Consider the following 16,470-nt stretch of genomic DNA (forward strand, 5'->3'; position numbering starts at 1 on the left):
GCCTGTCCCGGTGGGGCCCGAGCCGCACACGGGATACGCGCACACCAAGGGCTAGGGTCGCCGGGTGAGCCGAATCGCCAGGAACGCCGAGGGCGCGGGGCCGTTCACGACCCGGCTGACCTGGAGCCTGAGCGATGGGGGCACCGCGGTCTGGGAGTCGCGACGGGCACGCAAGCGCGGCCTGCTCACCGTGCGGGCGGCAGGCGAGTCGACGGCCCGCTCCCGAAGGGCGGAGAGCGGATCGGTCGCCCGTCTCGGCAGGCTGAACGCCATGGCGGCGGGTGCGTTCACCGTCGGTGGATGCCTGTTCGCCTCCGGGGCCGCGGTGGGCCAGTTCGGCACGGGCGGCCTGACGAGTGCCTGGATCTACTTCGCCGGCGGCCTGTTCTTCAACACGGGCGGCTACGTGTCACTTCTCCAGGCGGTCAACGCTCCCCGCCAGGACGGCGGTACCGGGGCGCTCGCCGCACGCCGCTGGAGATGGTGGAGCTACGAGCCCGGCCGGATCGACTGGCTCAGCACCTTCCTGCTGTTCGCCGGAACCCTCGTGTTCGGGATCAACCTGCTGAGTTCCCTGCTGCAGGGGCTGTCGGTGCAGCAGGTGAACAGGCTGGTCTGGGCCCCTGACATGGTCGGGTGCACCCTGTTCCTCCTCTCGGGGCACCTCGCCCTGGCCGAGGTCTGCCACGGACGGCCGGGCATCCGTGCGCACGACCTCGGCTGGTGGATCGTCGCGGTCAACCAACTCGGATCCGTACTCTTCCTGGTAGCGGCGCTGGCGGACTTCACCCGCCCCGCGACGGGAAGCGTCGTGAACCTCGACATCGCCAACTGGGGCACCCTCACGGGAGCACTCTGCTTCGCCGTCGGAGGGGTGCTCCAGTTCTTCGAGCGTCCCTGATCCCCGACGCGCGAGCCACCCTCCTGCAATGCCTCACCACGCCTCCGTGTCGTCGGCCTCCTGCGGCGAGGGCGCCGGCCGTGCCGTCCCGCCGGCCTTCGACCGCATCCGCATCGCGAGCAGCGGGAGGACGAGTACGGAGATCATCCCGGCGCCGACCAGCGACGCCGCCTCGTCCGAGCCGAGGAGGTCCTGATCGACGCCGATGGTCGTGATGGCGACGACCAGCGGCAGGCATGTCGAGGCGAACAGGGAAAGGGCCACCCGGTCCGTACGGCCGAGATCCTTCGGGGCGAGCACGAACACCGGGCCGCCGCGCACCAGCAGGACCAGCAGCAGGAAGACCGGCACCAGCAGCAGCGCTTCCGGGTCGTGCAGCAGGGCGTCCAGGTCGAACTCGATGCCCGTGACCACGTAGAACAGGGGCACGAGGAAGCCGAAGCCCATCGCCTCCACCTTGCCGAGGACCTCCTCGCTGCTCGCGGGAGCCGCACGGTGCAGTACGAGACGGGTGAGGACACCGGCCGCGAAGGCACCCAGCAGCACGTCGAGGCCGAAGACCTCGGCGAGGCCCAGCATGCAGGCGAGCAGCAGCATGACGAACCGGACCGCGAACTGACCACTGCTGTGCAGGGTCCGTTCGGTCAGCCGGGCGAACCAGGGCGGCCTGGGACGCAGCGCCCAGAACACCGCGCCGGCCGTGATCGCCCCGAACGCGGCCAGCAGGGCCGCCGACTCGGCCGGCCGGCGTCCGCTGAGCAGCAGCGCCACGGCGACGACGGGGCCGAACTCGCCGACCGCCCCGAACGCCGACATCACCGTTCCGAACCGGCCGCGCAGCTCCCCCCTGTCCCGCAGCATCGGCAGGACGGTGCCGAGCGCCGTGCTGGTGAGCGCGGTGCCGATGACGAACGCCTCGAAGATGTCACCGCCGCTGATGAGGACGGCCAGTCCGATGCCGAGGGCCAGGGAGACCAGCCAGGACCACAGGGAACGGCGCAGGGTGTCGCCGCGGACCGCCGCGAACTCGATCTCGTACCCGGCCAGGAAGATCAGCATGGCCAGGCCGAGGTCGGCGAGTGTGTCGATGACGTCGTCGGTGTGGGCCCAGCCCAGGACATCGGGGCCCATGAGGATGCCGAGGGTGATCTCGAAGATGACCAGGGGGACGCGGATCCACCGGCCCGTGGCGTGTACGAGGACGGGTGCCAGGACGGCGGCTGCCATGATCAGGACGAGTGTGCCCGGGTGGGTCACGGCGCACCGCCGTGTCGCGGGCTCACGGCGTGACCATGGCGAAGCCGGGGGACATCGTCTCTCCCTTGTCCACGGTGTGCGGAAGCCGTTGGCGCACCGTCGCGCACGCCTCCTGCCACTCTCGCCCGCGTGGCAGGAGGGGACGACCGGATGTAGGCCGTCAGGGGGAACGACCTCCCGGCGCCTTCAGGTCGTCACACGCGCTTGGTGTGCCCGTCCAGGATGGCCCGCAGCCGGTCGACGCCCCCGGGCTCCTGCACGGCCCGCTTGGGCAGGACGTCCAGGCACATGATGTTGGGGTCCCGGCTGAGCAGGACGAAGTGGCCGGCCGTCTCCCGGTAGCCCTGGAAGAGGGACCACTTCTGGGCCAGTGTGCTGTGGTCGTTGCGGCAGGTGATCCCGTCCGGAGACACGGTGGCGTGGTACTCGCCCTGCCATCCGACGAGGCGCTGCACGTGGGCGGCCTGTAGCCGCGGGTACCCCCACACGACCAGGACGACGAACAGGAACAGAACCGTCGAGACCACGTCGATGCTCCCGCGGCCCACGGCGGAGAGCAGCCATTGCCCTGCCCACAGCACGAGGAACACCCACCGCAGGACAAGGCCGGTCCGCTTGATCCGCTCGCGGACCCGCAGGCCGACGAGTGTGTCGGCAGCCTGTGGCACGTACGCCAACCGGACCGCGGTCCGTCCGTCCATCACGCCGTCAGAGGCGCCCGCGCTGTTGTCGGTTCCTTCGGTGCTGCTGCCCTCGGTCATGATTCCTCCCCCGTACGAAGACCCGCGGATACTACCGTCCGCCGGTGTCTTCCGGCCCTCGGCGGACAGGGCGGGCCCGGCAGGTCCGGGCCCGCCGCAGGGTCAGGACCTGACGAGAGTGATGTCGGTGCTCTGGAAGGCGGAGACGCTCACCGGGTAGTCGTGGTCGTCCGCCACGGCCAGTCCCCGGAGCACGGCGGCGCCGGGCTGGAAGGAGGCGGTGGGGTCGATGTTGCTGGGGAAGGACGTGGTCCACGGAACGGGGGCGCCGGGCTCGCAGACAACGATCAGGCCCTCGTGGGAGCCGGTCGCCGTCGTGCGCTTCTGCGTCTGGTAGGCGCTGACGTTGATGCTGATGCGGGCCGGCTTGTTGCAGGTGGCCGTGCCGCCGACGGTGATCTCACCGGTGCGGGTGGCCACGGCGCCCGTGGTGTCCAGTTGCACGCCGATGGCGAGTTCCGCGGGCGGCTCGGACATACGGGCATGGAGCTCCCCGCGCACCGGCAGGGTGGACCCGCTGCAGTACCGCTCGAAGGTGGCGTCGACCTCACGGATGTAGCCGTGCGGACCGTAGGCGATGTGCGAGACGGTGAAGGAGCCGACGCCGCTCTCGCAGTACCTGTCGGTCACGCTGAACTGCAGCTGGGGGTCCTCCGGCTGCGCCTCGGGCCAACTGCGGGCGTTGGAGTAGGTGGTTCCGGCCACGAGCTTCTGGCCGTAGGGGGCCGACATGGACAGGGCCCAGCGCTCGCCCTCCGGTGTGACGACCGTTGCGCCCACCGCGGACTCGGAGGTCGGCCCGGAGATGTCGAACATCTCCGTCGTCTCAGGGGTGTAGGCGTAGGACTGTCCGCCGGAGATGTACTCGCCCGGCTCGCCACTGAAGCTGAGCGATCCCGTCACCGCTTCATGGGCCTGCGCCGTGCCTGCGAGAGGGGCCACCGTCACCGCCAGTGCGAAAGCCGCTGTGAGTACGGTCGCCGTGCGGGCAACGCTGCGAACCAGCGCGTTGCTTCTCATCATGATGCTCCCTCGTAGGAACCCGCCACATGGGCGGTCTGTCGTACCCAGCGCATCCCCTCCGCGAAACGTCACAGGTGGGGCCGCCACCCCGGGTGTCACCTGCGGGCGATGACGTCTCCTCAGTGACGCTTCTTCGTCCCCCAACGCAGAGATGAGGGGGCAGGTTCAACGGGGTGCCGGTACGGAGAGGGAAGTGTGGGGGCGTACGACGCGGAGCTCGGTGCTGCGGTTGAGCGAGCTCAGCAGGGGGACGAGGAAGGGTTCGCGATCGCGTACCGGCTGGTGCAGCCGGGCCTGATCGGCTACGTCCGGGGGCTGGTCGGCGACGACGCCGAGGACGTGGCGTCCGAGGCCTGGCTGGAGATCTCGCGCGACCTGGGCCGTTTCCGCGGCGACGGGGCGGGATTCCGGGGGTGGACGGCGACGATCGCCCGTCACCGTGCTCTGGACCATCTGCGCAGGCAGAAACGGCGACCGCGCACCTCACTGCTGGAACAGGACATGCTGGAGATGCCGGGCCGGCACGACACGGCCGCCGCTGCTCTCGAGAAGCTCTCCACGGAGCAGGCTCTCGAACTGATCGGCAGCTTGCCGCGCGACCAGGCGGAGGCCGTACTGCTGCGCGTGGTCGTCGGGCTGGACGGTCCGGCGAGCGCGCGGGTGCTGGGCAAGCGCGCCGGGGCCGTGCGCACCGCGGTGTACCGAGGACTGAAGGGACTGGCGGACCAGCTCACAAGGGCCGGAGCAGGTGGTGTGACGCCTGGGGCACGGCGCACGCTGAAGGATGAGACATGAACCCCGAACGGGAAGACCCCCGGCCTCCGGAGCTGGAGGCGCTCCTCGACGCGGCGAGCCGCCCCGGCACCCTCGGCCCGGCCGCCGAGGAGAAGGCGCTCCGTGCGTTCCGCGCGGCGCGTGAGAACGGCGTGCACGCGGCGCCGCCGATGTGGCGGCGTCGGCGGGACGACTGGCGGTCCGACGTCGAGCGTCGGCGGCCACGGTCGCTGAAGGTGCTGCTGGCGGGTGTTGTCACGGCGGTGGCACTGGGCGGGGTCGCGGTGGCGGCGGGGGTCGTCCCGTCGCCGTTCGGCGGTGGCGCGGAGCCGGAGCCCGGGCAGAACGCGCCCACCGTACCCGGCGCGGGCGAGGCATCGGCCGATGAGGGGAACGGGGGGCAGGCACCGGAGCGTCCGGCGATCCCCTCCCCGTCGTCCGCCTCGCACGAGCCCCCGAGGGAACGCCCGGGCACGGCGCAGGACACCGCCGCGCACTGCCGCGTCTACCTGGCGGCAGTGCAGGGGCGGGGCAAGGCACCCGGGGACGCGGCGATCACCCGGCTCGAGGAGGCGGCCGGCAGCCGGAAGGCCGTACCGGGCTACTGCGAACGGTTGCTGGAGGGCGAGCAGAAGGACAGGACCGGGGCGAAGGCGACCGAGAAGAGTCCGTCGCATCCCGGGAAGCCGGCGACGAAGGGTGTACAGGTACCGGCCGGCCCCGGCGCGACACGGGACTCCGGAGCAGGATGACGGGTCTCGGCCCTGCGCCTGTCGTCTGCCCGGTTACGGGGTGACGATCGCGAAGTCCGGGTCGAATTCGTCGAGGAGCCCCGCGTAGGCGTCGAGGGCGGACGTGTCTCCGTCGAGTGCGATGCGGCCGGCCTCCGCGAGCTTCGCCGCGGCAGCCGGCCGAAGGACGGCGCCGACCACGGCTTCCTTCGGGCCGCTGACCGTGACCTGCGGGTTCTTCGAGGCACCGCGTCGCGCGTTGAGTACGCCGTTCTTGACCCACATCGTCCAGGTCTCCCCCTTGTCGGTGAACACGAAGTCGATCCGGACATCGGCGTGGGCGGCCTTCTCACCGATCACGTGGACCGCCGCGTAGTCGAAGAGGATGTCGAACGGCATGGCCAGGACCATGTCCGGGCTCACGGTGGTGAACTGCGCGGGGACGACGCCCTCGCGGAGCTCGCGGGCGGCGGTCAGGAAGATGTGGCGCCACTGCGGGCCCTCGGCCTGGTAGCCCATCTGCTCGTAGGCGTCGGCCTGCAGGTTCCTGGCCTCCCGGTCGTCCGGACTGGCGAAGACCAGCGGGTGCAGGACCTCGACCGCCCACCGGTACTCCCCGGCCTCGACCGCGCGTCTGCCCTCGGCCAGCAGGGCGTCCGCGCCGACCAGCCGCACCCACTTCTGGGAGGACTCGACCGGGGGAAGAGGGTGCAGCGAGACCGGGTCGCCGTCCCACATGCCCAGTTCCTTGGTGAAGACCGCTCGCACATCGTGGTGGAGGGTGCCGTGGTAGTCGCGGTTGAACCACTTGCGCCCCAGTACCTCGGGCAGCTGGACGGCTTCGGCGGCCTCCAGCGGCGTGCAGCCCTTGTTGGCCAGCCTCAGCGCCTGGTCGTGGATGTACTTGTAGGTGTCGCGCTGGGACTCCAGGAAGGCGACGACTTCGGCGTTGCCCCACACGGGCCAGGTGTGCGGTCCGTAGTGGACCTCGACCTCGTCGCCCCAGCGCTCCAGGGTCTCGTCCAGGTAGCGGGCGAAGTTGCGGGCGTCGCGGGTGCGGGCGCCGCGCAGGGTCTGGATGTTGTGCAGGGAGTGGTTGGCGTTCTCCGCGCAGGTCAGGGCCTTCAGCTCGGGGATCCAGATGTGCATCTCCTCCGGCGCCTCGGTGTCCGGTGCGTAGAGGAACTCGAAGGTGAGGCCGGAGATCACCCGCTGCCGGCCGGTCTCGGTGATCGGGTCGGTCGGGGAGATGTACGTGATGGTCTTGGCCCCGGGGGCGGCCACCGCGATGCCGCACGAGCACACCTGGTGCGGGTCGAAGTCCAGGAGCGCTCCGAAGGCGTAGCTTGCCCTGCGGGTCATCGCGTTGCCGGCGACGATGTTCTCCCCGATCGCGAACTTGTCGAACGAGGCGATGGTGCCCGGCGCGATGACCGGCACCTTCCCGGATGCGACGTCCGCCTCGTCCACGATGCCCTTGACCCCGCCGTAGTGATCGACGTGTGTGTGGGTGTAGATCACCGCCGCGACCGGCTTGTCGGCGACGTGCTCGCGGAACAGGGCCATGCCCGCGCGCGCCGCCTCCACGGAGGTCATGCAGTCGATGACGATCAGCCCGTCGTCGCCCTCGACGACGGTGAGGTTCCCGGTGTCGGTGTTGCGGACCTGGTAGAGCCGGTCGACGACCCGGTAGAGCCCGGGTTCGCGGATGACCTGGGACTGCCGCCACAGGCTCGGGTTGACCGTCGGGGGTGCCGGGGCGTCACCGGCCAGGAACGCCGTGCTCGCCGCGTCGAAGAGGACCGAGCCGTCCTCGCGGTTGACCTTCCCGCCCGGGATCGGCGCGACCAGGCCCCGGCGGGCGGTCTCGAAGTCCTCACGGTCGTCGAGCGCGTAGAGAGACGCAGCGTTCCGGTTCGCCGCCACGGTGGCCGGACTGGCTTCCTTCGGGGCGTACGGCATCGTTCCTCCGGTCGCTGTCACAACGGGGCCGTCCGAGGGGGCGTGCTTGTCCTCCCGGAGAACCTCACACGCGGCCCGGCACCCCGCAACACGAACACTCGGCGTGCGAGGCCTTCCGCCCCCTCCGCCCCCTCCGCCCCCTCCGCCCTTCCGTCCGGCCGGACGCGCTGGTCGGACCGGGCTGCGGGACCTCCGCGATCAGCGGGCCGGGCCGTTGCGTCCCTCGTCTGTCGCGGAATCCCTGTGTTTGTCGCCGACTGCCGGTGGATTCGTCCTCGGTCGGTAACAGGGGCAGCTTGTACGGGCGTTCGTATGTCTTCATGGGCGCACGGCATCGGCGGAGACAACAGAGGGCGGGCGGACATGGCAAGGCACAAGGGAAGGGGATGGAACGGCAAACTTCTCGCGGCGGCACTCGGGGTGACCACCTTGGCCGCTGTCACCTCGGTGTGGACGGCGCAGGCGGACCCCGCCGGAGAGCGCCGGCCGCAAGCGCGTGTCGCCCAGCCCGTGGCCAAGGTGGCGGCGGACATCGCGCACGCCTCGGACCGTGGCCCCCAAGGCGTCAACATCACCATTGACGACGGACCGGACCCGGTCTGGACGCCGCAGGTGCTGGAACTGCTGAAGGACAGCGGTGTGAAGGCCACGTTCTGCATGGTGGGCACGCAGGCCCAGGCGCACCCGGACCTGGTCAAGGCGGTCGTGGCGGACGGGCACCGACTGTGCAACCACACCGTCTCGCACGACACCACCATGGACAAGAAGTCCGAGGCCTACCAGTCCCAGCAGATCCTGGATGCCGAACGCATGATCACCAAGGCGTCCGGGGGCGTCCGTCCGCAGTACTACCGGGCCCCGGGCGGCGCGTTCACCCCGTACAGCCGACAGCTCGCCGCGTCCCGGGGCATGCGCCCGCTGGGCTGGAACGTCGACACCAAGGACTTCGAGCATCCCGGTGTGGACGCCATGGTCGCCACCGTCAAGAGCGAGATCGCCAACGGGCCGACCGTCCTCTTCCACGACGCGGGAGGGGAACGCTCCGAGACCGTGGCCGCCCTGCGCGAGATCCTGCCGTGGCTGAAGCAGCAGGGCTACTCCTTCGGCTTCCCCGTGCGGTGAGGGAGACCTGCCCGCACTGACATCGAGCCCTGCCCGCCGGCACGATGTCAGGATCAGTTCCCGTCCGCGCCCGGCGCGGGATCATCAGCGGACGTCGGTGCCCGCGCCGTCTGCAGCCGTGCGGTGAACTCCTGCTCCCGTCCCGCGAACTGCGGGTATTCGTCGGCGAAGTGGTGCCACTCGACTCTTGTCCAATGGACCACCGGTCGCTACCTTCTCGTGGGAAAGCGCTTGCTGTGGCGTGGTCACCGCTTTTGGAAGTGGGATGTATGCCCCCTGTTGTCACCATCGCTGTTGTCGGTGCCGGAGACCGGGGGACCGGTCACGCCGGCTGGGCGCTGGCGCATCCGGAGCGGGCCAAAGTCGTTGCGGTGGCCGAGCCACGGAAAGTCAGGCGCGACCGACTTGCGGCAGACCACGGTCTCGACGCCGGGTCGGCAGTGGACGACTGGCGGGCGCTTGCAGCCCGTGGGCGGATCGCGGACGCGGTGTTGATCTGCACGCTGGACCGTGAGCACGTGGATCCGGTCCTGGCGTTCGCCGCGCTCGGCTACCACATCATGCTGGAGAAGCCGATGGCGCTGACGGAGGACGAGTGCCGGCGGATCGTGGGCGCGGTGGAGACGGCCGGAGTAACTCTCGCGGTCGGCCACGTCCTGCGCTACACGCCCTACACGCAGGCCCTCAAGCGCATCGCCTCTTCCGGCAGGCTGGGCGAGATCGTCAGCGTCCAGCACCTGGAACCGGTCGGCTTCTGGCATCAGGCGCACTCGTTCGTACGGGGCAACTGGCGGCGCGAGGACGAGGCGACGTCCATGCTGATGGCGAAGTCCTGCCACGACCTGGACTGGCTGCAGTACGTGCTCGGCCAGGCGCCGGTACGCGTCTCCAGCTTTGGACGCCTCTCTCACTTCCGCCCGGAGAACAAACCCGACGGTGCTGCTGACCGCTGCCTGGACTGCGCAGTGGAAACCAGTTGCCCGTACTCGGCCAAACGCGACTACGGCCACCAACTCGCCCGTGGCGAGCACATCTGGCCGCTCAGCGTCGTGATCGACGAGTTCACCCCTCAGGCCCTGGACACCGCGTTGAGGGAGGGCCCCTACGGGCGGTGCGTGTACGCCTGCGACAACGACGTGGTCGACCACCAGGTGGTGGCAATGGAGTTCGCCTCCGGGGCCACCGGCACGTTCACCATGACCGCGTTCACGGAACAGGCAGACCGTCAGACCCGCATCTTCGGAACCCGAGCCGAGCTGAGAGGCGACGGCAGACATCTCCGGGTCTACGACTTCCTGACCCGCACCGAAGATCTCATCGAGCCCGGCGCCGAAGGGACGATGGATGCCGCCGGCGGCCACGGAGGCGGCGACGCCGGACTGATGGACGCTTTCGTCGCTGCCGTCGCCACCGGAAACCCGGACCTGGTGAAGTCCGGCCCGCAGGAATCTCTCACCAGCCACCTGACCGTGCTGGCCGCCGAACGCGCCAGGCACAACAACACCGTCGAGACCGTACGACTGACGGACACGGGGAACTGATTCGAGAACGGGCCGACCGGCGGACAACGATCCGGCAGCAGGAGTGCCGAAGCCCCGGCCTGCTGCCTGAGGGGGCACGCCTTCGTCTTGAGCGGCCCGGGTCGAGGTGGGTTTGTCCTGTTCGGGCATGAGGGATGGATCGTCCATGCTCTCGTTGCCCGTGTCTTCGCGCCGGGAGTCCCTGCGCCGACAGTTCTCCGCCGACAGCTACGTCGCCCTGCCCGGGCTCATCAGCCCTTCGGGGTTGGCGGCGCTCGGAGGGGAAGCGCGCCGACTGGAGTCCGACGCGGTACGGCGGGACTTCCGCATGCCCTGCATGGCGGACAGCCCCCGGCACATGACCACGCTCGGCGGACACCAGATCGCCGACGCTTCACCGCTCATCACGGGTCTCTACGAGGAACGGGAACTGATGCGGCTCCTGTCCTCCCTCCTGGGCGAGACGGTCGTCGCCGTCCATGACCCCGTCGAACGGCACGTCCTGAACGTCCTGCACCGTCCGGGCGACACCCACGGCGCGCACACCGACGACTACCCGCTCGCCCTCGTGCTCTTCCTGGAGGCCCCGCCGCACCCCGCCGACGGCGGACTGCTGGAGTTCCACCCCGGCAGCGACCTCGACGGCCTCGACGCACCCGGCGCCCGGCTCGTGCACCACCGGCCCGGCGACGGCTACCTCCTGCGGAGCGACCGCACCGCCCACCGCGTCACCCCGCTCGGGCGTCCGGGGCTCCGGCGTACGGTGCTCAACTTCGCGTACACCACGCCGGGCCGCCAGGGAACGACCGCGCCATCCGCCTCGCTCCTCTACGACTGAGGCGAACACCCTGTCCCGGTGTCGTGCGTGGTCTCAGGCCGCGGGCCACGGCGGGGGCACAGCCGCGAGCGGCCGCCGGGCACTCCGTCCGGCCACGTACCCCCCGATCCCCAGGCCCGTCCCTACCAGGGCCAGCAAGACCCCAAGGACTCCGAGCGCCCCCGACGCCGCCGGCGCGGCGAAACCCTTGTGCACGCGCCCGAGCACCCCGGAGGCCGCGACGCTGCCCGACTGCTCGTCGAGGAAGAACCGCGAGTCGTTCGAGTTGCCCCTGTGGTCGCCCAGCAGGAAGAGCCGCCCTTCCGGCACCCGCACGTCGTACGGACCGGTCGCCGGGTTCACTTCGCCGCGCATCAGATACGGCTCGTCGACCGGCTTGCCGTTCACCTTGATCCGACTTCCGTCGCACACCACGTGATCGCCGCCCATCCCGATGACCCGCTGCAGGACCGGACCGCCCACATAGCGATCGGGCACATCGACGAGTACGACATCACCCCTGCGTACCTCGCCCGCGTCGATGCCCTCGATGACCAGCCGGTCGCCCTGGCGGTACGTGGGCTCCATCGCCTCGCTCATGACGGTGGCCCCCTGGAAATGCGTGAAGAAGTACCCGATGCCTCCCACCGCCAGGAGCAGCCCGAGTGGTACCAGTACCCAGGCCGCGACTCTCAGCCCTCTGCCCGCTCCCCGCTGATGCATGAACACCCTCCCTCGAAACGCCCTGGACCGGGCGGACCAGCAGAGGCTAAGCGGTCCCGGAACGGAGGCGCGCCTCACCCCCCACGGCCGCCCAGGTGGGTGGATCCGGGGACCTGTGCGGTCTCGGCCGGCGCAGGGAGCGGTCACGGTGGGGGCTGCTGACCCCCGCTCAGCACCTCCTACTAGAGTGCGATGCTTGTTCGATTCGCCGAGAGGCGGAGGGGGAGGGGTTGTGGGCACACAACTGAGGGACACTGCCGGGCAGTTGGCAGCGATTCTGTGGCGGGAGCACACCGTGTACCGGGAGCGGTCCGGCGGTGTGGTCATCCGGGGTGAGCATGTACGGCGTTGGATCAGCCTCGCTCCGGCGGGCGGCCGGGACGAGGTCCTCGTACGCGCGGGGCGCATCCTGGACGGCGGGACCACCGCTCCGGCGCGTTCGGAGGCCGTGGTGCCCCTCTCCGCCGGTACGGGCGTGCTCGCAGCGACCTGCCGACGCCTGCTCGCCGAAGCGGCGGCCGATGTGGCGCCGGTCGCTCCGGGACGGGCAGGGCCCGGGGGGTCCCGTGGGTCCCGTCGGTCCGGGAAGGCCGCGCGGCCCAAGAGCAGCGGGAAACACACCAGTTTCGGCTCGTGGGTGGTCCTCGTCTGCATCGCCGGTGTGATCGCGCTCTACGTCTACAGCACCGCGATGCACGGCTGACCGGCAGGGCAGGGACACTTCGGCCTGGTCGCAGGGGAAGGGGCCAGGCCGCCGGCGTCAGGGCGAAGCGGCAAAGTGCAAGACCCCGGGCCTCTGGCCTGGGATTGCAGAGGGTCTCGGACCTGACTCGACCGCCGTCACACGCTTGGACGGCCGCGCTCGGGTCCGTCGGCCGCGGCTGCCTGTCGGTGTTGAGTCCGATGGCGCGGAGACCTGTGCCTTGTCAGCTCGGGGTCAAGGGTCAGTAGGGTCGGCGAGTGATCAATATGGTGGTGCGTGGGGACCGGGGAAGGGCCGTGGCTCGTGCCCAGGGTGGACTGGAATGGACGGACCTCCTCCCGGCGCTCGATTCGGTGAACTTCCCGATGTTGTGGGCGCTGAGTCCCTACGGGGATGCTGTCTTCAACGAGCGACAGGTTCCGCTCCTGCTCGAGGAGCTCGATCGACTTCCCGAAGCCTACGGAGGTGCCTGGGTGGACCAAGCCCGTGACTTGTGCCAGGTAGTTCAGAGCGGGACACATCGATACCTCTGGTTCGTCGGCGACTGACCGTGATCCCGAAAACCGTCGCGGCAGCGCTGTGTGGCCACGCGTGGAGGCGGGTCACCTGACCATCAATCGCATCGTTCAACAGCGTCGGGTTGCAGTCTCAGCTCCTGCACTTGATAGCAATCGGAGTAGATGGTGGCGATGATTGCGCCGCACGTGCATGCCAGGTTGGGCCCCCATTCGCCGTCCATCCCGCAGCAGTAGCCACGACGCATCGCGATGTCGGGGTGCTCCTCCAGACCGAGGCCGTCGCCGGGGTTGAGCACGATGGTGCCGCTCGGGCCGGACTCCACCAGGAAGCCGGACGACTTATCCAGTACGTACGGTGGGCCTGACGGATCGGGATCGACCGCAAACGCCCCCGGAGGCATCCGCACGATGGGTTCAGCGGAATGCCCGCCTGCATCCGGGGATGACGCCTCCGCCCGGTACCACCCTTCATCCACATCAGGGTCCGGCAGGGACCGCTCGCTGACCGTCGGGGTTACCGCACGGTGGCAGCCGCGGCACTGGAAGACCGTCATCAAGGCACCTCATTTCTTCGATCATTGTCGGCGCAAGCCTCACCAGGCACCCGGAGTGCGCCCGGGGCGGGCCGAACGGGGGCGGGCCGAACGGGGGCGGCCTGCGGAGACCGGAGACCGCGGGTCCGCCTCCAGCCCGTCGTGGTGAGGCCTCTTGCTGGGGTGGTCACCCCAGCCTGCCAAACGTCAGGCCGATGCCCCGCTGTCGACGACCAGGTCGGTGCCGACCACCGCGCCGGCCGAGGGCGAGGCGAGGTAGAGCACCGCAGCCGCCACTTCCTCGGCCTCCGCGACCCGGCCGAGTGGGTTCTCCGACTTCACCCGCTCGGCACGGTCGGCCTCGGTCTCACCGGGCCGTAGCGACATGGGAGCGGCGGAGGCGCCGGGGCTGACCGCGTTGATGCGGATGCCCTGGTGGATGTGGTCGAGAGCCGCGGCGCGGGTCAGCGCGGAGACCGCTGCCTTCGAGGTGATGTACGCGGCGGCGTTCGGGATACGCAGGTGGGCGCCGAGGTTGGAGGAGATGTTGACGATGACCCCGCCACCGTTCTCCTTCATGTGTGCGATCTCGTGCTTCATGGCCAGCCAGACGCCCGTGACATTGGTCCGCAGTACCGCGTCCCAGTCCTCCTCGCTCACCTCTCCGACGGGGACGGTGCCGCGGAGTATCCCGGCGTTGTTGACTGCGATGTCGAGCCCGCCGAAGCGGGTGACACTCTCGCGTACCAGGTCCCGGAGCCGGCCGGAGTCCGTGACGTCGACGGTGACGGCGGCGGCCGTGCCGCCGGCCGCCTCTATGAGGCCGACCGTCTCGTCGAGGGAGGCCGCGGTGCGACCCGCGGCGACCACGGACGCGTCCTCGGCGGCGAAGGCGAGCGCGATCGCGCGGCCGAGACCGGAGCCCGCGCCTGTGACGAGCACGGTCTTGCCAGTGAAGCTCTTCATTGTTCGGCAACTCCTTCAAGCGGTGGATTGGTCGGTGCGATGGTTCAGGAAGGCTGCGACGGCAAGGGCACACCCCGTCGCGGCCAGGGACAGGGGGTCGCCGCCGAGCGTGAGCAGGAGGGCGAACAGGACGGTTGGACCGAGCTCCATCGCGCTGTTCAGCACACCGCCCGCGAGCCCGGTCTGCTGCGGCGGTACGCCTGCGGTGGCGAGCACGGCGGCTCCGCCGAAGGAGGCCGCGGTGCCGGCCGACAGCAGCACGAGGCCCGGCAGCAGCCCGTACGCGTACGGGGTGTGCGCGTGGAGTCCGGTGGAGGCGAGGAGGGCGAGCCCGGCCGCGCCGGTGCCGAGCCCGGCGGTCGTGACGGCGCCGGCCCCGTACCGGACGACGAGGGGCCCTGCCGCCCGGCCCGAGGCGATCAGCGCGATGGCGAACGGTACGAAGGCGGCCGAGGTCCGCAGCGGTGACCAGCCGCGTGTCTGCTGGAGGTGGAGTGAGAGGACGACGAAGGTCATCGCGGTGGCGCAGGCGCTCAGCGCGATGGCCGTGAGGGCGAGGGCGCGCCGCCGGTTGAGCAGGAAGCGGGTCGGCAGCAGCGGGTCGCGGGCGTGACGCTCGGCGTACAGGAACGCGGCAAGCAGTACGGCCCCGCCGAGCAGTGGCACGAGCACGCCGGTCGACGACCAGGGTCGGACGTCGGTGACGACCAGTCCGTAACTGGCGAGGGTGATCCCCGTGGTGGCGAGCAGCGCACCCGGCAGGTCGAGAGTCCTGCCCCGGTTCGGAGCGGTGTGCGGCAGTAGCCGGGGCGCGAGGGCCAGGGCGGTGAGCGCGACCACGAGTGGTACGACGAAGGTCCAACGCCACGAAAGCCACGTCAGGATGACGCCGGAGAGCAGATTGCCGGCGGTCGCGCCGAGTACGGAGAGTCCGCCCCAGGTGGCCATCGCCCTGCCGTACGCGGTGGGGGAGCGGAAGACGATACGCAGCACCGCCATGGCGGCGGGCGCGACGAGGGCTGCGCCTGCGCCCTGGACGAAGCGTGCCGCGAGCAGTGCTCCGATGCCGGGAGCGAACGGGGCGGCGGCCGAGGCCGCGGCGAAGAGGAGGAGGCCGACGGCGAGGGTACGCCGCCCGCCGTAGCGGTCGGCGAGGCGGCCACCGAAAAGCAGCAGGCCGGCGAAGGTCAGTCCGTATGAGGCGCTGAGCAGGATCAAGTCGGGCCGCTGCAGGCCGAATTCTCGCCCGATGAGAGGCAGCGGAACAGCGATCGCGGCGAGCGTGAAGATCAGCGTGGTCTGGACGCTTCCGAGAAGGACGAAGGCGTATCGGTGCTGCATGTCGACGACGTGGGCGGCTCCCCCGGCGGTCATGGCGCTCCCCATATTTGATCGATCGGTCCATTATTCGGGCGTGCGAGAGAGGCCGCGGAGGTTCCGGCGCGTGTGAATCAGTCCAGCAGGGTCAGCGCCTGCTCGGTCGCGTCCCGCACCCGGGCGGGATCGCTGGATGCCTTGCCGACGATCCGTACGCCCTGCAGCAGGACGAGCAGCATGCGGGCCAGCGCACGCGGATCGCGATCCTCGGGCAGCTCGCCCTGGGCCCGGGCTCGTACGAGCGCGGACTGCAGCAGCGTCTCGAAGTGCTCCCAACTGACCTCGACCCGGCGGGCCGCCGCAGGGTCGTGCGGGGCCAGTTCGGCCGCCGTGTTGGTGATGAGGCAGCCATTCAGCCGGTCCCCGGGGGAGGCTGCTTCCGAGGCGAAGCGGCGTACGGTCGCCCGCACCGCGGGCAGCGCGGGTCCCGGCTGGGACAGCTCGGTGAGGAGCAGTGGATCGCGCTCCTCCGAGTACCGGTCCACGGCCTTCAGGTACAGCTCGTGCTTGTTGCCGAAGGTGGCGTAGATGCTGGCGCGACCGATGCCGAGGTGCTCGACGAGATCGGCGATCGACGTCGCTTCGTAGCCGCGCCGCCAGAACAGCTCAAGGGCTGCCTGCAGAGCGGCATCCGGATCGAATTCCTTGGTCCTGGCCACATCGGAGACCGTAGTCCAATGCAGAACGATCGGTCAATAAACGTCCAACGAAGCGAAGTTGACGAGAGCTGCCCTTTGCTCCTCGCGTGTTCAACGGTGTGCCTGCACACGCTGCGCACCTGC

At 70.2% G+C, this 16,470-nt stretch carries 17 protein-coding genes; 7 read left to right on the forward strand and 10 right to left on the reverse strand.

Translation table 11 applies throughout. From position 1 onward, the window contains the following. Positions 1-64: 64 nt before the first annotated feature. Positions 65-901, forward strand: a complete 837-nt coding sequence (locus tag ACFQ6X_RS03665; protein WP_383175289.1) for a hypothetical protein — start codon at positions 65-67, stop codon at positions 899-901. Positions 902-934: 33 nt separating this feature from the next. On the opposite strand, the gene ACFQ6X_RS03670 is transcribed toward ACFQ6X_RS03665, so the two are convergent. From ACFQ6X_RS03670 to ACFQ6X_RS03680, 3 genes are all read right to left on the reverse strand, one after another. Then, positions 935-2,158 (reverse strand): cation:proton antiporter, encoded by a 1,224-nt coding sequence (locus ACFQ6X_RS03670; RefSeq protein WP_383175292.1) that lies wholly within the window; start codon positions 2,156-2,158, stop codon positions 935-937. 194 nt (positions 2,159-2,352) lie between these two features. After that, complete coding sequence (locus ACFQ6X_RS03675) at positions 2,353-2,919, reverse strand: YcxB family protein (RefSeq protein ID WP_383175295.1); 567 nt, start codon at positions 2,917-2,919, stop codon at positions 2,353-2,355. Positions 2,920-3,021: 102 nt separating this feature from the next. After that, a complete protein-coding gene (locus ACFQ6X_RS03680) occupies positions 3,022-3,942 on the reverse strand; it encodes a hypothetical protein (RefSeq protein WP_383175298.1) in 921 nt (306 codons plus the stop codon). Between the two features lie 195 nt (positions 3,943-4,137). Here ACFQ6X_RS03680 and ACFQ6X_RS03685 point away from each other — a divergent pair, with 195 nt between their 5' ends. Then, a complete protein-coding gene (locus ACFQ6X_RS03685) occupies positions 4,138-4,737 on the forward strand; it encodes an RNA polymerase sigma factor (protein WP_383175301.1) in 600 nt (199 codons plus the stop codon). After that, positions 4,734-5,468, forward strand: coding sequence for a hypothetical protein (locus ACFQ6X_RS03690; protein ID WP_383175304.1), 735 nt, complete (start codon positions 4,734-4,736; stop codon positions 5,466-5,468). The genes ACFQ6X_RS03685 and ACFQ6X_RS03690 overlap by 4 nt, the downstream gene beginning before the upstream one ends. Before the next feature lie 33 nt (positions 5,469-5,501). On the opposite strand, the gene ACFQ6X_RS03695 is transcribed toward ACFQ6X_RS03690, so the two are convergent. Beyond that, a complete protein-coding gene (locus ACFQ6X_RS03695) occupies positions 5,502-7,409 on the reverse strand; it encodes an alkyl/aryl-sulfatase (protein WP_383175307.1) in 1,908 nt (635 codons plus the stop codon). 363 nt (positions 7,410-7,772) lie between these two features. Here ACFQ6X_RS03695 and ACFQ6X_RS03700 point away from each other — a divergent pair, with 363 nt between their 5' ends. Then, positions 7,773-8,531 (forward strand): polysaccharide deacetylase family protein, encoded by a 759-nt coding sequence (locus ACFQ6X_RS03700; protein ID WP_383175310.1) that lies wholly within the window; start codon positions 7,773-7,775, stop codon positions 8,529-8,531. Between the two features lie 53 nt (positions 8,532-8,584). Here ACFQ6X_RS03700 and ACFQ6X_RS03705 read toward each other — a convergent pair whose 3' ends face one another. Further along, a complete protein-coding gene (locus ACFQ6X_RS03705; RefSeq protein WP_383175313.1) occupies positions 8,585-8,734 on the reverse strand; it encodes a hypothetical protein in 150 nt (49 codons plus the stop codon). Between the two features lie 66 nt (positions 8,735-8,800). Here ACFQ6X_RS03705 and ACFQ6X_RS03710 point away from each other — a divergent pair, with 66 nt between their 5' ends. Both ACFQ6X_RS03710 and ACFQ6X_RS03715 read left to right on the forward strand, forming a co-directional pair. Next, positions 8,801-10,072: a Gfo/Idh/MocA family protein gene (locus ACFQ6X_RS03710; RefSeq protein ID WP_383175316.1), complete on the forward strand. Its 1,272-nt coding sequence runs from the start codon at positions 8,801-8,803 to the stop codon at positions 10,070-10,072. Between the two features lie 145 nt (positions 10,073-10,217). Further along, positions 10,218-10,889 carry a hypothetical protein gene (locus ACFQ6X_RS03715; RefSeq protein ID WP_383175319.1) on the forward strand — a complete coding sequence of 224 codons (672 nt, stop codon included), beginning with the start codon at positions 10,218-10,220 and terminating at the stop codon, positions 10,887-10,889. Between the two features lie 33 nt (positions 10,890-10,922). Here the strand turns inward: ACFQ6X_RS03715 and lepB are convergent, their stop codons facing one another. Continuing rightward, positions 10,923-11,591 carry a signal peptidase I gene (gene lepB / locus ACFQ6X_RS03720; RefSeq protein ID WP_383175322.1) on the reverse strand — a complete coding sequence of 223 codons (669 nt, stop codon included), beginning with the start codon at positions 11,589-11,591 and terminating at the stop codon, positions 10,923-10,925. A 274-nt stretch (positions 11,592-11,865) separates the two neighbouring features. Between lepB and ACFQ6X_RS03725 the strand changes: the two genes are divergently transcribed. Further along, positions 11,866-12,294 carry a hypothetical protein gene (locus tag ACFQ6X_RS03725; RefSeq protein WP_383175403.1) on the forward strand — a complete coding sequence of 143 codons (429 nt, stop codon included), beginning with the start codon at positions 11,866-11,868 and terminating at the stop codon, positions 12,292-12,294. 613 nt (positions 12,295-12,907) lie between these two features. On the opposite strand, the gene ACFQ6X_RS03730 is transcribed toward ACFQ6X_RS03725, so the two are convergent. The 4 genes from ACFQ6X_RS03730 to ACFQ6X_RS03745 form a co-directional block, all read right to left on the reverse strand. After that, entirely contained in the window at positions 12,908-13,366 is a 459-nt protein-coding gene (locus ACFQ6X_RS03730) for a hypothetical protein (protein ID WP_383175325.1), read from the reverse strand. Positions 13,367-13,552: 186 nt separating this feature from the next. Continuing rightward, the gene (locus ACFQ6X_RS03735) at positions 13,553-14,311 is read right to left on the reverse strand and encodes an SDR family NAD(P)-dependent oxidoreductase (RefSeq protein WP_383175328.1); all 759 of its coding nucleotides are present in this window, start codon (positions 14,309-14,311) and stop codon (positions 13,553-13,555) included. Between the two features lie 15 nt (positions 14,312-14,326). Then, positions 14,327-15,685, reverse strand: a complete 1,359-nt coding sequence (locus ACFQ6X_RS03740; RefSeq protein WP_383175331.1) for an MFS transporter — start codon at positions 15,683-15,685, stop codon at positions 14,327-14,329. A gap of 77 nt (positions 15,686-15,762) precedes the next feature. Continuing rightward, on the reverse strand, positions 15,763-16,347 hold the full coding sequence (locus ACFQ6X_RS03745; RefSeq protein WP_383175334.1) for a TetR/AcrR family transcriptional regulator: 585 nt from the start codon (positions 16,345-16,347) through the stop codon (positions 15,763-15,765). Between the last annotated feature and the right edge of the window lie 123 nt (positions 16,348-16,470).

The organism is Streptomyces sp. NPDC056452, assembly GCF_042796085.1.
GTDB lineage: Bacteria > Actinomycetota > Actinomycetes > Streptomycetales > Streptomycetaceae > Streptomyces.

What these genes read in the sequence shown, in the direction of transcription:
- ACFQ6X_RS03675 (WP_383175295.1), bottom strand. Translation starts at nt 2,919, where the DNA reads ATGACCGAGGGCAGCAGCACCGAAGGAACCGACAACAGCGCGGGCGCC.
- ACFQ6X_RS03710 (WP_383175316.1), top strand. Translation starts at nt 8,801, where the DNA reads ATGCCCCCTGTTGTCACCATCGCTGTTGTCGGTGCCGGAGACCGGGGG.
- ACFQ6X_RS03735 (WP_383175328.1), bottom strand. Translation starts at nt 14,311, where the DNA reads ATGAAGAGCTTCACTGGCAAGACCGTGCTCGTCACAGGCGCGGGCTCC.
- ACFQ6X_RS03690 (WP_383175304.1), top strand. Translation starts at nt 4,734, where the DNA reads ATGAACCCCGAACGGGAAGACCCCCGGCCTCCGGAGCTGGAGGCGCTC.
- ACFQ6X_RS03695 (WP_383175307.1), bottom strand. Translation starts at nt 7,409, where the DNA reads ATGCCGTACGCCCCGAAGGAAGCCAGTCCGGCCACCGTGGCGGCGAAC.
- ACFQ6X_RS03740 (WP_383175331.1), bottom strand. Translation starts at nt 15,685, where the DNA reads ATGACCGCCGGGGGAGCCGCCCACGTCGTCGACATGCAGCACCGATAC.
- ACFQ6X_RS03700 (WP_383175310.1), top strand. Translation starts at nt 7,773, where the DNA reads ATGGCAAGGCACAAGGGAAGGGGATGGAACGGCAAACTTCTCGCGGCG.
- lepB (WP_383175322.1), bottom strand. Translation starts at nt 11,591, where the DNA reads ATGCATCAGCGGGGAGCGGGCAGAGGGCTGAGAGTCGCGGCCTGGGTA.
- ACFQ6X_RS03730 (WP_383175325.1), bottom strand. Translation starts at nt 13,366, where the DNA reads ATGACGGTCTTCCAGTGCCGCGGCTGCCACCGTGCGGTAACCCCGACG.
- ACFQ6X_RS03680 (WP_383175298.1), bottom strand. Translation starts at nt 3,942, where the DNA reads ATGATGAGAAGCAACGCGCTGGTTCGCAGCGTTGCCCGCACGGCGACC.
- ACFQ6X_RS03715 (WP_383175319.1), top strand. Translation starts at nt 10,218, where the DNA reads ATGCTCTCGTTGCCCGTGTCTTCGCGCCGGGAGTCCCTGCGCCGACAG.